The 16610-nt window shown below is 55.3% G+C and carries 3 protein-coding genes, 4 tRNA genes and 6 rRNA genes; 12 read left to right on the top strand and 1 reads right to left on the bottom strand.

Going from position 1 to position 16610, the window contains the following annotated elements; translation table 11 throughout:
- Nucleotides 1-121: 121 nt before the first annotated feature.
- The 11 genes from ABT392_RS04550 (at nucleotide 122) to ABT392_RS04600 (ending at nucleotide 12108) form a co-directional block, all read left to right on the top strand.
- Nucleotides 122-1650 (top strand): 16S ribosomal RNA (locus ABT392_RS04550).
- A 182-nt stretch (nucleotides 1651-1832) separates the two neighbouring features.
- Nucleotides 1833-1909: transfer RNA gene (locus ABT392_RS04555), tRNA-Ile, on the top strand.
- A gap of 35 nt (nucleotides 1910-1944) precedes the next feature.
- A tRNA-Ala gene (locus ABT392_RS04560) sits at nucleotides 1945-2020 on the top strand.
- 364 nt (nucleotides 2021-2384) lie between these two features.
- A 23S ribosomal RNA gene (locus ABT392_RS04565) occupies nucleotides 2385-5266 on the top strand.
- A gap of 199 nt (nucleotides 5267-5465) precedes the next feature.
- Nucleotides 5466-5578: ribosomal RNA gene (gene rrf, locus ABT392_RS04570) — 5S ribosomal RNA — on the top strand.
- A gap of 387 nt (nucleotides 5579-5965) precedes the next feature.
- Nucleotides 5966-7494: ribosomal RNA gene (locus ABT392_RS04575) — 16S ribosomal RNA — on the top strand.
- Nucleotides 7495-7676: 182 nt separating this feature from the next.
- Nucleotides 7677-7753: transfer RNA gene (locus ABT392_RS04580), tRNA-Ile, on the top strand.
- A gap of 35 nt (nucleotides 7754-7788) precedes the next feature.
- Nucleotides 7789-7864, top strand: a tRNA-Ala gene (locus ABT392_RS04585).
- 364 nt (nucleotides 7865-8228) lie between these two features.
- Nucleotides 8229-11110, top strand: a 23S ribosomal RNA gene (locus tag ABT392_RS04590).
- 199 nt (nucleotides 11111-11309) lie between these two features.
- Nucleotides 11310-11422 (top strand): 5S ribosomal RNA (gene rrf, locus ABT392_RS04595).
- Together the 16S, 23S and 5S rRNA genes with 4 tRNA genes alongside form the textbook arrangement of a ribosomal RNA operon.
- Nucleotides 11423-11889: 467 nt before the next feature.
- Nucleotides 11890-12108 (top strand): hypothetical protein, encoded by a 219-nt coding sequence (locus ABT392_RS04600; RefSeq protein ID WP_334279841.1) that lies wholly within the window; start codon nucleotides 11890-11892, stop codon nucleotides 12106-12108.
- A gap of 210 nt (nucleotides 12109-12318) precedes the next feature.
- On the opposite strand, the gene alaS is transcribed toward ABT392_RS04600, so the two are convergent.
- Entirely contained in the window at nucleotides 12319-14946 is a 2628-nt protein-coding gene (gene alaS / locus ABT392_RS04605) for an alanine--tRNA ligase (protein ID WP_395386473.1), read from the bottom strand.
- Nucleotides 14947-15104: 158 nt separating this feature from the next.
- On the opposite strand from alaS, the gene ABT392_RS04610 reads away from it, so the two are divergent.
- Entirely contained in the window at nucleotides 15105-16601 is a 1497-nt protein-coding gene (locus ABT392_RS04610; protein ID WP_395386472.1) for an NAD-dependent succinate-semialdehyde dehydrogenase, read from the top strand.
- Nucleotides 16602-16610 lie beyond the last annotated feature (9 nt).

The following is a 16610-nucleotide window of genomic DNA, read 5'->3' on the forward strand; positions in this document are numbered from 1 at the left end:
GTTTGAAGGTGAGTTTTGATGCTTGGTGACGAGTATCAAGTCTCTTGGACTTTAAACGCTCACGGAAATTAGATGGAATCATGTAAATGGTTTTGTCGATTCCGTTGAGTAAATCAAGATCGAACTGTAGAGTTTGATCCTGGCTCAGATTGAACGCTGGCGGCATGCCTTACACATGCAAGTCGAACGGTAACAGGTCTTCGGATGCTGACGAGTGGCGAACGGGTGAGTAATATATCGGAACGTGCCCAGTTGTGGGGGATAACTACTCGAAAGAGTGGCTAATACCGCATACGACCTGAGGGTGAAAGCGGGGGATCGCAAGACCTCGCGCAATTGGAGCGGCCGATATCAGATTAGGTAGTTGGTGGGGTAAAGGCCCACCAAGCCGACGATCTGTAGCTGGTCTGAGAGGACGACCAGCCACACTGGGACTGAGACACGGCCCAGACTCCTACGGGAGGCAGCAGTGGGGAATTTTGGACAATGGACGCAAGTCTGATCCAGCCATGCCGCGTGCGGGAAGAAGGCCTTCGGGTTGTAAACCGCTTTTGTCAGGGAAGAAAAGGGTGTTTCTAATACAGACGCCTCATGACGGTACCTGAAGAATAAGCACCGGCTAACTACGTGCCAGCAGCCGCGGTAATACGTAGGGTGCAAGCGTTAATCGGAATTACTGGGCGTAAAGCGTGCGCAGGCGGTTATGCAAGACAGAGGTGAAATCCCCGGGCTCAACCTGGGAACTGCCTTTGTGACTGCATAGCTAGAGTACGGTAGAGGGGGATGGAATTCCGCGTGTAGCAGTGAAATGCGTAGATATGCGGAGGAACACCGATGGCGAAGGCAATCCCCTGGACCTGTACTGACGCTCATGCACGAAAGCGTGGGGAGCAAACAGGATTAGATACCCTGGTAGTCCACGCCCTAAACGATGTCAACTGGTTGTTGGGAGGGTTTCTTCTCAGTAACGTAGCTAACGCGTGAAGTTGACCGCCTGGGGAGTACGGCCGCAAGGTTGAAACTCAAAGGAATTGACGGGGACCCGCACAAGCGGTGGATGATGTGGTTTAATTCGATGCAACGCGAAAAACCTTACCTACCCTTGACATGTCTGGAATCCTGAAGAGATTTGGGAGTGCTCGAAAGAGAGCCAGAACACAGGTGCTGCATGGCCGTCGTCAGCTCGTGTCGTGAGATGTTGGGTTAAGTCCCGCAACGAGCGCAACCCTTGTCATTAGTTGCTACGAAAGGGCACTCTAATGAGACTGCCGGTGACAAACCGGAGGAAGGTGGGGATGACGTCAGGTCATCATGGCCCTTATGGGTAGGGCTACACACGTCATACAATGGCCGGTACAGAGGGCTGCCAACCCGCGAGGGGGAGCTAATCCCAGAAAACCGGTCGTAGTCCGGATCGTAGTCTGCAACTCGACTGCGTGAAGTCGGAATCGCTAGTAATCGCGGATCAGCTTGCCGCGGTGAATACGTTCCCGGGTCTTGTACACACCGCCCGTCACACCATGGGAGCGGGTTCTGCCAGAAGTAGTTAGCCTAACCGCAAGGGGGGCGATTACCACGGCAGGGTTCGTGACTGGGGTGAAGTCGTAACAAGGTAGCCGTATCGGAAGGTGCGGCTGGATCACCTCCTTTCTAGAATAGATTGAGCCACGGTTCAGCATATATGCTGAGCATGAGCGAGATCCAAATGACTCATTTTTAAGCGCCCACACTTATCGGCTGTAATTCAACAGTAAGAGTGAAATAAGCGTGAGCCTGCCGAGCTGGCCTCAACAGGTGAGCGCACTGGCACAGGGCACGCGAAGAGTTCGCGTGGGTCTGTAGCTCAGTTGGTTAGAGCACCGTCTTGATAAGGCGGGGGTCGCTGGTTCGAATCCAGCCAGACCCACCACGGAATTCAAGCCGAGAGGCTATGAGAGAGATCCCGGGGGATTAGCTCAGCTGGGAGAGCACCTGCTTTGCAAGCAGGGGGTCGTCGGTTCGATCCCGTCATCCTCCACCATTTATCTTCACTCAGCGTTGGCAAACCAAAATATCCGGAGTGGGTATTGTGGTTTGCCAGCCTTTATTGGCTGTTGTTCTTTAACAATTTGTAGAGTCGAATCAGCGTTGTCGACGGAAAGTTCAGTTTCTTCGCGAGTCTTCGGATTTGTGGGGCTGGACACCGTGCCGTCGGCAACATTTTGATTGCGTCAAACATAGACTTCAACTAAGCGAAGTAGTGATTGCTGAAAGGTAGTTGCTAAGTTGATTAGGTATGAAGAACGGCGTAACGCGTGAATACTCAAATATAGCCACTCGGGTGAACGATACCTGGGTGGTAAGTTCCTTGATCGGCAGTGCTGTCAGCGCTGTCAAAGTTATAGGGTCAAGTGAATAAGTGCATGTGGTGGATGCCTTGGCGATTACAGGCGACGAAGGACGTGATAGCCTGCGATAAGCTTCGGGGAGCTGGCAAATTAGCTTTGATCCGGAGATTTCCGAATGGGGAAACCCACCTCGCAAGAGGTAACTCTGACTGAATACATAGGTCATTGTGGCGAACCGGGTGAACTGAAACATCTCAGTAGCTCGAGGAAAAGACATCAACCGAGATTCCGAAAGTAGTGGCGAGCGAAATCGGAGTAGCCCTCGCGTTTTAGCAGTTTGTATATCAGAACGGAATGGAAAGTCCGGCCATAGCGGGTGATAGCCCCGTATGAAAAATGCAGATTGTGGAACTAGGCGCGAATAGAGTAGGGCGGGACACGTGAAATCCTGTCTGAATATGGGGGGACCATCCTCCAAGGCTAAATACTCGTAATCGACCGATAGTGAACAAGTACCGTGAGGGAAAGGCGAAAAGAACCCCGGGAGGGGAGTGAAATAGATCCTGAAACCGCATGCATACAAAAAGTAGGAGCCTCGAAAGGGGTGACTGCGTACCTTTTGTATAATGGGTCAGCGACTTACATTCAGTGGCGAGGTTAACCGAATAGGGAAGCCGTAGAGAAATCGAGTCCGAATAGGGCGTCATAGTCGCTGGGTGTAGACCCGAAACCAAGTGATCTATCCATGGCCAGGATGAAGGTACCGTAACAGGTGCTGGAGGTCCGAACCGACTAATGTTGCAAAATTAGCGGATGAGCTGTGGATAGGGGTGAAAGGCTAAACAAACTTGGAAATAGCTGGTTCTCTCCGAAAACTATTTAGGTAGTGCCTCAAGTATTACCATCGGGGGTAGAGCACTGTTTAGGCTAGGGGGTCATGGCGACTTACCAAACCTTAGCAAACTCCGAATACCGATGAGTACAGCTTGGGAGACAGAGCACCGGGTGCTAACGTCCGGACTCAAGAGGGAAACAACCCAGACCGCCAGCTAAGGTCCCCAAAATTGGCTAAGTGGGAAACGAAGTGGGAAGGCTAAAACAGTCAGGATGTTGGCTTAGAAGCAGCCATCATTTAAAGAAAGCGTAATAGCTCACTGATCGAGTCGTCCTGCGCGGAAGATGTAACGGGGCTAAGCCAGTTACCGAAGCTGCGGATGTGCAATTTATTGCACGTGGTAGGAGAGCGTTCTGTAAGCCTGAGAAGGTGGGTTGTGAAGCCTGCTGGAGGTATCAGAAGTGCGAATGCTGACATGAGTAGCGTTAAAGGGGGTGAAAAGCCCCCTCGCCGAAAGCGCAAGGTTTCCTACGCAACGTTCATCGGCGTAGGGTGAGTCGGCCCCTAAGGCGAGGCAGAGATGCGTAGCTGATGGGAAACAGGTAAATATTCCTGTACCGATTGTAAGTGCGATGTGGGGACGGAGAAGGTTAACTCAGCCAACTGTTGGAATAGTTGGTTCAAGCGTGTAGTCGTGCCCCTTAGGCAAATCCGGGGGGATGAGATGAGGCGTGATAACGAGTCTGCTTGCAGACGAAGTGAGTGATACCCTGCTTCCAAGAAAAGCCACTAAGCTTCAGCTTACAACGACCGTACCGCAAACCGACACTGGTGCGCGAGATGAGTATTCTAAGGCGCTTGAGAGAACTCTGGAGAAGGAACTCGGCAAATTGACACCGTAACTTCGGAAGAAGGTGTGCCTCTAGTATGTGAACCATTTACTTGGGGAGCAGAATGGGGCCGCAGAGAATCGGTGGCTGCAACTGTTTATTAAAAACACAGCACTCTGCAAAGACGAAAGTCGACGTATAGGGTGTGACTCCTGCCCGGTGCTGGAAGATTAAATGATGGGGTGCAAGCTCTTGACTGAAGTCCCAGTAAACGGCGGCCGTAACTATAACGGTCCTAAGGTAGCGAAATTCCTTGTCGGGTAAGTTCCGACCTGCACGAATGGAGTAATGATGGCCACACTGTCTCCTCCAGAGACTCAGCGAAGTTGAAATGTTTGTGATGATGCAATCTCCCCGCGGAAAGACGGAAAGACCCCATGAACCTTTACTGTAGCTTTACATTGGACTTTGAACAGATCTGTGTAGGATAGGTGGGAGGCTTTGAAGTAGGGACGCTAGTTTCTATGGAGCCAACGTTGAAATACCACCCTGGTGTGTTTGAGGTTCTAACCTTGGTCCCTTATCGGGATTGGGGACAGTGTATGGTGGGCAGTTTGACTGGGGCGGTCTCCTCCCAAAGTGTAACGGAGGAGTTCGAAGGTACGCTAAATACGGTCGGAAATCGTGTTGATAGTGCATTGGCATAAGCGTGCTTGACTGCGAGACTGACAAGTCGAGCAGGTACGAAAGTAGGACAAAGTGATCCGGTGGTTCTGTATGGAAGGGCCATCGCTCAACGGATAAAAGGTACTCTGGGGATAACAGGCTGATACCGCCCAAGAGTTCATATCGACGGCGGTGTTTGGCACCTCGATGTCGGCTCATCTCATCCTGGGGCTGTAGCCGGTCCCAAGGGTATGGCTGTTCGCCATTTAAAGAGGTACGTGAGCTGGGTTTAAAACGTCGTGAGACAGTTTGGTCCCTATCTTCCGTGGGCGCTGCAAGATTGAGAGAGCCTGCTCCTAGTACGAGAGGACCGGAGTGGACGCACCTCTGGTGTATCGGTTGTCACGCCAGTGGCATCGCCGAGTAGCTAAGTGCGGAAGAGATAACCGCTGAAAGCATCTAAGCGGGAAACTCGTCTCAAGATGAGTCTTGCCGGGGCCTAGAGCCCCCTGAAGGGTCGTTCGAGACCAGGACGTTGATAGGCTGGGTGTGGAAGCGCAGTAATGCGTTAAGCTAACCAGTACTAATTGCCCGTGAGGCTTGACCCTATAACTTTGACAGTTCGAAAGAACAGATCAGAGACTATATTGAGTCAAACACAGTTATGCTGTTCTTCAGAAGTCTGAATTGAACGCAATCAAAATACACAAGCTGATTCGAGCGCTATAATTGAGAGATCAGTTGCGCAACTCTACAAATTGGGTTTGTTGAGCACCTTCCCAGGTCTCAATGAGCCAACCAGTCAAGCCTGATGACCATAGCGAGTTGGTCCCACTCCTTCCCATCCCGAACAGGACAGTGAAATGACTCAGCGCCGATGATAGTGCGGATTCCCGTGTGAAAGTAGGTCATCGTCAGGCTATTTACCTGAGACGCCCAGTCGCAAGACTGGGCGTTTCCATCTGTGTCAGCAGATGCAAGCATTCAGGGCGCCAAGGCGTTGTGATGAAGGTTTGCATCTGCTGATGCTCCCGGCAACGGGAGCTTGCAGAAAAAGAAGCAATTAAGGGTTGACGATAAGATCGTTATCACTCATAATCTCGCTTCTGCGTTGATCAGCGATCGACGCAAGAGAATCAAAAGATTCTCACTGTTCTTTAATAATTCACAGCCGATAAGCGTGGGCGTTTGAAGGTGAGTTTTGATGCTTGGTGACGAGTATCAAGTCTCTTAGACTTTAAACGCTCACGGAAATTAGATGGAATCATGTAAATGGTTTTGTCGATTCCGTTGAGTAAATCAAGATCGAACTGTAGAGTTTGATCCTGGCTCAGATTGAACGCTGGCGGCATGCCTTACACATGCAAGTCGAACGGTAACAGGTCTTCGGATGCTGACGAGTGGCGAACGGGTGAGTAATATATCGGAACGTGCCCAGTTGTGGGGGATAACTACTCGAAAGAGTGGCTAATACCGCATACGACCTGAGGGTGAAAGCGGGGGATCGCAAGACCTCGCGCAATTGGAGCGGCCGATATCAGATTAGGTAGTTGGTGGGGTAAAGGCCCACCAAGCCGACGATCTGTAGCTGGTCTGAGAGGACGACCAGCCACACTGGGACTGAGACACGGCCCAGACTCCTACGGGAGGCAGCAGTGGGGAATTTTGGACAATGGACGCAAGTCTGATCCAGCCATGCCGCGTGCGGGAAGAAGGCCTTCGGGTTGTAAACCGCTTTTGTCAGGGAAGAAAAGGGTGTTTCTAATACAGACGCCTCATGACGGTACCTGAAGAATAAGCACCGGCTAACTACGTGCCAGCAGCCGCGGTAATACGTAGGGTGCAAGCGTTAATCGGAATTACTGGGCGTAAAGCGTGCGCAGGCGGTTATGCAAGACAGAGGTGAAATCCCCGGGCTCAACCTGGGAACTGCCTTTGTGACTGCATAGCTAGAGTACGGTAGAGGGGGATGGAATTCCGCGTGTAGCAGTGAAATGCGTAGATATGCGGAGGAACACCGATGGCGAAGGCAATCCCCTGGACCTGTACTGACGCTCATGCACGAAAGCGTGGGGAGCAAACAGGATTAGATACCCTGGTAGTCCACGCCCTAAACGATGTCAACTGGTTGTTGGGAGGGTTTCTTCTCAGTAACGTAGCTAACGCGTGAAGTTGACCGCCTGGGGAGTACGGCCGCAAGGTTGAAACTCAAAGGAATTGACGGGGACCCGCACAAGCGGTGGATGATGTGGTTTAATTCGATGCAACGCGAAAAACCTTACCTACCCTTGACATGTCTGGAATCCTGAAGAGATTTGGGAGTGCTCGAAAGAGAGCCAGAACACAGGTGCTGCATGGCCGTCGTCAGCTCGTGTCGTGAGATGTTGGGTTAAGTCCCGCAACGAGCGCAACCCTTGTCATTAGTTGCTACGAAAGGGCACTCTAATGAGACTGCCGGTGACAAACCGGAGGAAGGTGGGGATGACGTCAGGTCATCATGGCCCTTATGGGTAGGGCTACACACGTCATACAATGGCCGGTACAGAGGGCTGCCAACCCGCGAGGGGGAGCTAATCCCAGAAAACCGGTCGTAGTCCGGATCGTAGTCTGCAACTCGACTGCGTGAAGTCGGAATCGCTAGTAATCGCGGATCAGCTTGCCGCGGTGAATACGTTCCCGGGTCTTGTACACACCGCCCGTCACACCATGGGAGCGGGTTCTGCCAGAAGTAGTTAGCCTAACCGCAAGGGGGGCGATTACCACGGCAGGGTTCGTGACTGGGGTGAAGTCGTAACAAGGTAGCCGTATCGGAAGGTGCGGCTGGATCACCTCCTTTCTAGAATAGATTGAGCCACGGTTCAGCATATATGCTGAGCATGAGCGAGATCCAAATGACTCATTTTTAAGCGCCCACACTTATCGGCTGTAATTCAACAGTAAGAGTGAAATAAGCGTGAGCCTGCCGAGCTGGCCTCAACAGGTGAGCGCACTGGCACAGGGCACGCGAAGAGTTCGCGTGGGTCTGTAGCTCAGTTGGTTAGAGCACCGTCTTGATAAGGCGGGGGTCGCTGGTTCGAATCCAGCCAGACCCACCACGGAATTCAAGCCGAGAGGCTATGAGAGAGATCCCGGGGGATTAGCTCAGCTGGGAGAGCACCTGCTTTGCAAGCAGGGGGTCGTCGGTTCGATCCCGTCATCCTCCACCATTTATCTTCACTCAGCGTTGGCAAACCAAAATATCCGGAGTGGGTATTGTGGTTTGCCAGCCTTTATTGGCTGTTGTTCTTTAACAATTTGTAGAGTCGAATCAGCGTTGTCGACGGAAAGTTCAGTTTCTTCGCGAGTCTTCGGATTTGTGGGGCTGGACACCGTGCCGTCGGCAACATTTTGATTGCGTCAAACATAGACTTCAACTAAGCGAAGTAGTGATTGCTGAAAGGTAGTTGCTAAGTTGATTAGGTATGAAGAACGGCGTAACGCGTGAATACTCAAATATAGCCACTCGGGTGAACGATACCTGGGTGGTAAGTTCCTTGATCGGCAGTGCTGTCAGCGCTGTCAAAGTTATAGGGTCAAGTGAATAAGTGCATGTGGTGGATGCCTTGGCGATTACAGGCGACGAAGGACGTGATAGCCTGCGATAAGCTTCGGGGAGCTGGCAAATTAGCTTTGATCCGGAGATTTCCGAATGGGGAAACCCACCTCGCAAGAGGTAACTCTGACTGAATACATAGGTCATTGTGGCGAACCGGGTGAACTGAAACATCTCAGTAGCTCGAGGAAAAGACATCAACCGAGATTCCGAAAGTAGTGGCGAGCGAAATCGGAGTAGCCCTCGCGTTTTAGCAGTTTGTATATCAGAACGGAATGGAAAGTCCGGCCATAGCGGGTGATAGCCCCGTATGAAAAATGCAGATTGTGGAACTAGGCGCGAATAGAGTAGGGCGGGACACGTGAAATCCTGTCTGAATATGGGGGGACCATCCTCCAAGGCTAAATACTCGTAATCGACCGATAGTGAACAAGTACCGTGAGGGAAAGGCGAAAAGAACCCCGGGAGGGGAGTGAAATAGATCCTGAAACCGCATGCATACAAAAAGTAGGAGCCTCGAAAGGGGTGACTGCGTACCTTTTGTATAATGGGTCAGCGACTTACATTCAGTGGCGAGGTTAACCGAATAGGGAAGCCGTAGAGAAATCGAGTCCGAATAGGGCGTCATAGTCGCTGGGTGTAGACCCGAAACCAAGTGATCTATCCATGGCCAGGATGAAGGTACCGTAACAGGTGCTGGAGGTCCGAACCGACTAATGTTGCAAAATTAGCGGATGAGCTGTGGATAGGGGTGAAAGGCTAAACAAACTTGGAAATAGCTGGTTCTCTCCGAAAACTATTTAGGTAGTGCCTCAAGTATTACCATCGGGGGTAGAGCACTGTTTAGGCTAGGGGGTCATGGCGACTTACCAAACCTTAGCAAACTCCGAATACCGATGAGTACAGCTTGGGAGACAGAGCACCGGGTGCTAACGTCCGGACTCAAGAGGGAAACAACCCAGACCGCCAGCTAAGGTCCCCAAAATTGGCTAAGTGGGAAACGAAGTGGGAAGGCTAAAACAGTCAGGATGTTGGCTTAGAAGCAGCCATCATTTAAAGAAAGCGTAATAGCTCACTGATCGAGTCGTCCTGCGCGGAAGATGTAACGGGGCTAAGCCAGTTACCGAAGCTGCGGATGTGCAATTTATTGCACGTGGTAGGAGAGCGTTCTGTAAGCCTGAGAAGGTGGGTTGTGAAGCCTGCTGGAGGTATCAGAAGTGCGAATGCTGACATGAGTAGCGTTAAAGGGGGTGAAAAGCCCCCTCGCCGAAAGCGCAAGGTTTCCTACGCAACGTTCATCGGCGTAGGGTGAGTCGGCCCCTAAGGCGAGGCAGAGATGCGTAGCTGATGGGAAACAGGTAAATATTCCTGTACCGATTGTAAGTGCGATGTGGGGACGGAGAAGGTTAACTCAGCCAACTGTTGGAATAGTTGGTTCAAGCGTGTAGTCGTGCCCCTTAGGCAAATCCGGGGGGATGAGATGAGGCGTGATAACGAGTCTGCTTGCAGACGAAGTGAGTGATACCCTGCTTCCAAGAAAAGCCACTAAGCTTCAGCTTACAACGACCGTACCGCAAACCGACACTGGTGCGCGAGATGAGTATTCTAAGGCGCTTGAGAGAACTCTGGAGAAGGAACTCGGCAAATTGACACCGTAACTTCGGAAGAAGGTGTGCCTCTAGTATGTGAACCATTTACTTGGGGAGCAGAATGGGGCCGCAGAGAATCGGTGGCTGCAACTGTTTATTAAAAACACAGCACTCTGCAAAGACGAAAGTCGACGTATAGGGTGTGACTCCTGCCCGGTGCTGGAAGATTAAATGATGGGGTGCAAGCTCTTGACTGAAGTCCCAGTAAACGGCGGCCGTAACTATAACGGTCCTAAGGTAGCGAAATTCCTTGTCGGGTAAGTTCCGACCTGCACGAATGGAGTAATGATGGCCACACTGTCTCCTCCAGAGACTCAGCGAAGTTGAAATGTTTGTGATGATGCAATCTCCCCGCGGAAAGACGGAAAGACCCCATGAACCTTTACTGTAGCTTTACATTGGACTTTGAACAGATCTGTGTAGGATAGGTGGGAGGCTTTGAAGTAGGGACGCTAGTTTCTATGGAGCCAACGTTGAAATACCACCCTGGTGTGTTTGAGGTTCTAACCTTGGTCCCTTATCGGGATTGGGGACAGTGTATGGTGGGCAGTTTGACTGGGGCGGTCTCCTCCCAAAGTGTAACGGAGGAGTTCGAAGGTACGCTAAATACGGTCGGAAATCGTGTTGATAGTGCATTGGCATAAGCGTGCTTGACTGCGAGACTGACAAGTCGAGCAGGTACGAAAGTAGGACAAAGTGATCCGGTGGTTCTGTATGGAAGGGCCATCGCTCAACGGATAAAAGGTACTCTGGGGATAACAGGCTGATACCGCCCAAGAGTTCATATCGACGGCGGTGTTTGGCACCTCGATGTCGGCTCATCTCATCCTGGGGCTGTAGCCGGTCCCAAGGGTATGGCTGTTCGCCATTTAAAGAGGTACGTGAGCTGGGTTTAAAACGTCGTGAGACAGTTTGGTCCCTATCTTCCGTGGGCGCTGCAAGATTGAGAGAGCCTGCTCCTAGTACGAGAGGACCGGAGTGGACGCACCTCTGGTGTATCGGTTGTCACGCCAGTGGCATCGCCGAGTAGCTAAGTGCGGAAGAGATAACCGCTGAAAGCATCTAAGCGGGAAACTCGTCTCAAGATGAGTCTTGCCGGGGCCTAGAGCCCCCTGAAGGGTCGTTCGAGACCAGGACGTTGATAGGCTGGGTGTGGAAGCGCAGTAATGCGTTAAGCTAACCAGTACTAATTGCCCGTGAGGCTTGACCCTATAACTTTGACAGTTCGAAAGAACAGATCAGAGACTATATTGAGTCAAACACAGTTATGCTGTTCTTCAGAAGTCTGAATTGAACGCAATCAAAATACACAAGCTGATTCGAGCGCTATAATTGAGAGATCAGTTGCGCAACTCTACAAATTGGGTTTGTTGAGCACCTTCCCAGGTCTCAATGAGCCAACCAGTCAAGCCTGATGACCATAGCGAGTTGGTCCCACTCCTTCCCATCCCGAACAGGACAGTGAAATGACTCAGCGCCGATGATAGTGCGGATTCCCGTGTGAAAGTAGGTCATCGTCAGGCTATTTACCCCGCGAAACCCTCCGACTCCCATGAGTCGGAGGGTTTTTGCTTTTGCAGCGTGCAGTATCTGCGCTCAGCATGCAATATCTCTGCGTCCTGCTGCAGTCGGCATCCTGGCTCATCTTGGACGCCCCGTTCCGTCAATACCTTGAAAGCGCCGCCGTCTTCCGATGCATCGGCTACAAGGTGCGGCAAGTCCCGGTGACATGTCGAAGACGTCGATGAAGTTGTCTTGAAGTTCATTAATCGAACATGTCGAGATCTCCCTCCTGCAGGTATTCGCTCCCTCGTATCCCCGCTTTGTCGCAGCGGGATGCAGTTCGTCGCTTGTCCGTGGCGGCTCATCTCGGCACTGGGAATACTCCGATCCATACAAAGCTCGGCCATCAGACCGGGCTCGTGGAGAGAGACCCATGCGACGCTGCGATTACCGCCTTATTGCGAGTTCTTTGACCCTTGCCCTGACGTTGGGCTTGCCTGCTGTGCCTGCGCAAGCGAGTGAGGTGGTCAAGCTGGCGCGCCTGGTCATCACGGGCAAGCGCCTGGGCAGCACGCCGCCCCCGCCGGTGGCGCCCGCTCCGGCCAAGCTGCCCCGAGTTGTGATCGAGGGCCAACATGTCGAGCCCATGTATCGCGTGGCTCAGCAGCATCCCATGCCTGTGCGCGGTCTTGTCAGGCCCATCTGATTCCTTCCAGCGCAACCTGAGCGCTGTCCTTCGGACTCAGACCCAAGCGGGTGGCTTCGGGTTTCGGCGCCCCATCGCGAAGCTGTCCACACATGGTGGCGCCGCCTAGCACTTGAAGTGGAGGGTAGTTAAGGTGGTGCGGTGGGGCTCATGGTCCCAAGAAGAAAAGGGCCCAGAAGGGCCCTTGAATCTTCGAGTGAGTGACTCGGGTCAGAGCCGCTCCGCCACCCAGGCTTGCACACCAGCCAATGCAGCAGGCAAGGCCTTGGCATCGGTGCCACCGGCCATGGCCATGTCGGGCTTGCCGCCACCCTTGCCGCCCACTTGCTGTGCCACGAAGTTGACCAGGTCACCGGCCTTGACTTTGCCGATGCTGTCCGACGTGACTCCGGCTGCCAGCTGGACTTTGTCGCCGTCGACAGCTGCCAGCACGATGGCTGCCGTCTTGAGCTTGTCCTTCAACTTGTCCATGGTTTCGCGCAGCGTCTTGGCATCTGCGCCGACCAGCGTGGCGGCCAGGACCTTGATGCCCTTGACGTCTACGGCTTGAGCCATCAGCTCATCACCCTGGGCGGAGGCCAGCTTGCTCTTGGCCGAAGCGAGTTCCTTCTCGAGTGCCTTGACCTGATCCAGCACCGCATGAACGCGTTGCTCCAGCTCGGTGGGAGCCGCCTTCAGCGTGCCGGCCACAGCCTGCACCGTGTCTTCCAGCGATTGCAGATAGGCGAGGGCGCCGTCGCCCGTGACTGCTTCCACGCGGCGCACACCAGCAGCCACGCCGCCTTCGCCAACAATCTTGAACAAGCCGATATCGCCCGTGGCCTTGACGTGTGTGCCGCCGCAGAGTTCCTTGGAGGATCCGATGGAGAGCACGCGCACAGTCTCGCCGTACTTCTCCCCGAACAGCATCATCGCGCCGCTCTTCTGAGCGTCGTCCAGCGCCATCACTTCGGCCTTGGCCCCCGCATTGGTCAGGATTTCGGCGTTGACGATGGCCTCGACCCTGCGGATTTGCTCGGCCGTCATTGGCGCGTTGTGCGCGAAGTCGAAGCGGGTGCGCTCGGCGTTGACCAGCGAGCCCTTCTGTTGCACATGGCCGCCGAGCACTTCGCGCAGGGCCTTGTGCATCAGGTGGGTCGCGCTGTGGTTGCGCACGGTCTTGCTGCGGGCATCGGCGTTCACCTTGGCGGCGAACTGGTCGCCGGTCTTGATCGTGCCTTCCAGCACCCGACCATGATGACCGAACACATCGGCCTGGATCTTCAACGTGTCTTCCACAGCGAAGCGGCTCGTGTTGTTGCGCAGCTCGCCGCTGTCGCCGGCCTGGCCTCCGCTCTCGGCGTAGAAAGGCGTGTGGTCCAGCACCACCACGGCGTCGTCACCGGCCTTGGCTTCGCTGACCAGCGCGCCATCCACATACACAGCCGTGACCTTGCTCGTTTCGCAGACCAGGTGCTCATAGCCGTGGAAAGCCGTGGCCGTGCCCTTGTACTCAAGGCCGGCGGCCATCTTGAACTTGCCGGCGGCACGGGCCTGCTCGCGTTGACGGGTCATGGCCGCGTCAAAGCCCGCTTGATCGACAGTCACGCCACGCTCGCGGCAGACGTCGGCGGTCAGGTCGACCGGGAAGCCGTAGGTGTCGTGAAGCTTGAAGGCGGTTTCGCCGTCGACCTGCTTCTCCCCCTTGGCCAGAGCGGCCTCGAGGATTTCCATGCCATTGGCAATGGTCTGGAAGAAGCGCTCTTCTTCCTGTTTGAGCACCTCGGTCACGCGTGCCTGCGCCTGGCGCAGTTCCGGATAGGCATCGCCCATCTGGTTCACCAGCTCGCCAACAATCTGGTGGAAGAAGGGCTTGCGGGCGCCGAGCTTGTAGCCGTGGCGGATTGCGCGGCGAGCGATGCGGCGCAGGACGTAGCCGCGGCCCTCATTGCCCGGGATCACGCCATCCACAATGGTGAATGAGCAGGCGCGGATGTGGTCGGCGATGACCTTCAGCGAGGCGCTTTCCTTGTCGCAGTCGCCGCCACCGGCCGCATCGACGGCCGCCTTGGCCGCAGCGAGCAGGCTGACAAAGGTGTCGATCTCATAGTTCGAATGGACATGCTGCAGGACGGCCGCCAGGCGCTCCAGGCCCATGCCGGTATCGACGGAGGGCTTGGGCAGCTTGTGCATCACACCGTCTTCGGTGCGGTTGAATTGCATGAAGACGTTGTTCCAGATCTCGATGTAGCGATCGCCGTCTTCGTTCGGGCTGCCCGGCGGGCCGCCAGCGATTTCTTCGCCGTGGTCGTAGAAGATCTCGGTGCAGGGGCCGCAGGGGCCGGTGTCGCCCATCATCCAGAAGTTGTCGGACATGTAGCGGCCGCCCTTGTTGTCGCCGATGCGCACGATGCGCTCGGCGGGCACGCCCACAACCTTGTTCCAGATCTCGTAGGCCTCGTCATCCTCGGCGTAGACCGTCACCCACAGCTTCTCTGCCGGCAGCATGAACTTGGTGGTTAGCAGCTCCCAGGCGAACTGGATGGCGTCATGCTTGAAATAGTCCCCGAAGCTGAAATTGCCCAGCATTTCGAAGAAGGTGTGGTGGCGCGCGGTGTAGCCCACGTTGTCCAGGTCGTTGTGCTTGCCGCCGGCGCGAATGCACTTCTGGCTGGTGGTGGCGCGGCTGTAGGCGCGCTTGTCAAAGCCCAGGAACACGTCCTTGAACTGGTTCATGCCCGCGTTGGTGAACAGCAGCGTCGGGTCATCGCCGGGCACGACCGGGCTCGAGGCAACGATCTGGTGACCCTTGGACTCGAAGAACTTCAGGAAGGTTTGGCGAATCTCTGCTGCTTTCATTCCGGAGGGCTTTCTGCGGCTACCGCAAGCGGTAAATACTTGATTTTTCGGGGCTTTCGATTATAGGCGGCCTGACCCGTCGAAGCGGCTCCCGGCCCGGGTAGAGTTGCCCCTCCAACGCATCGAGCGAATGAACGAACGAGACGGAGCGAGTGACGATGGACCAATCCCTGTTGGAACCCCTGGCGACCCTGGATGACGCCAGTCTGCTCAGGACCCAGGCCCTGATTGGCGGCGAATGGGTGAGCGGCAGCAGTGGCGCCCGCTTCCCGGTGCATGACCCCGCGACCGGTGCCTTGCTGGCCGAGGTGGCCAATCTCGGCGCGGTGGATGCCGAAGCGGCCGTGGCGGCGGCCAACAACGCCTGGCCAGCCTGGCGCGCCAAGCCGGCCAAGGAGCGCGCAGCCATCATGCAGCGCTGGTTCCAGTTGCTGATAAGGCATGCGGACGACCTCGCCCGCATCATGACGGCCGAGCAGGGCAAGCCGCTGTTCGAGGCGCGCGGCGAGGTGACATACGGCGCGAGCTTCATCGAATGGTTTGCCGAGGAGGGCCGGCGCATCTATGGCGAAACCATCCCGACCACGGACAACAACAAGCGTTACCTGGCGATCAAGCAGCCCATCGGCGTCTGCGCCGCGATCACGCCCTGGAATTTCCCCATCGCGATGATCACCCGCAAGGTCGCGCCGGCCCTGGCTGCGGGTTGTACTGTGGTGATCAAGCCCGCCGAGGCCACGCCGCTGTCGGCCTTGGCGGTCGCCGAGCTGGCCCAGCGCGCCGGGATGCCGGCCGGCGTGCTGAATGTCTTGAGCGCCGACGCCGATGCGTCTATCGCCATCGGCCAGGTGCTGTGCGACAGCCCCGTGGTACGCCATCTCTCCTTCACAGGCTCCACCGAGGTTGGCCGCATCCTGATGCGCCAGTGCGCGCCGACGATCAAGAAACTGTCGCTGGAGCTCGGCGGCAACGCGCCCTTCATCGTGTTTGATGACGCCGACCTGGATTCGGCCGTCGAAGGCGCGCTGGTCAGCAAGTACCGCAATGCCGGGCAGACCTGCGTCTGCGCCAATCGCTTCTATGTGCAGGAAGGCGTTTACGACGCCTTCGTCGAGAAGCTGGCGGCCAAGGTGGCCGGCATCAAGGTCGGCAATGGCTTCACGCCGGGCATCAACCAGGGCCCGCTGATCGATGACGCTGCCATCACCAAGGTCGAGGCCCATGTGGCTGATGCCCTGGCTCTGGGTGCGCGCCTGGTTGTGGGTGGCCGCCGGGCCGAGGCGCTGGGCCTGCGCTTCTTCGAACCCACGCTGCTGGCGGACGCCACGCCCGACATGCTCTGCGCCCGCGAAGAAACCTTCGGGCCGGTGGCGCCGGTATTCAAGTTCAAGACTGAGGCCGAGGCGGTTGCCCTGGCCAACAGTACCGAGTTTGGCTTGGCCAGCTACTTCTACAGCCGCGACATTGGCCGCGTGTTCCGTGTCGGCGAGGCGCTGGAGTACGGCATGGTGGGCGTGAACACCGGGCTTATCTCCACCGCTGAAGTCCCCTTTGGTGGGGTCAAGCAAAGCGGTCTCGGCCGGGAGGGGGCTCGCCAGGGCATCGAGGACTATGTGGAGATCAAGTACCTCTGTCTGGGGGATCTCCAGGGCTGAACAGACCGT

Source organism: Paucibacter sp. JuS9, assembly GCF_044043925.2.
Classification (GTDB): Bacteria; Pseudomonadota; Gammaproteobacteria; order Burkholderiales; family Burkholderiaceae_C; genus JAUASW01.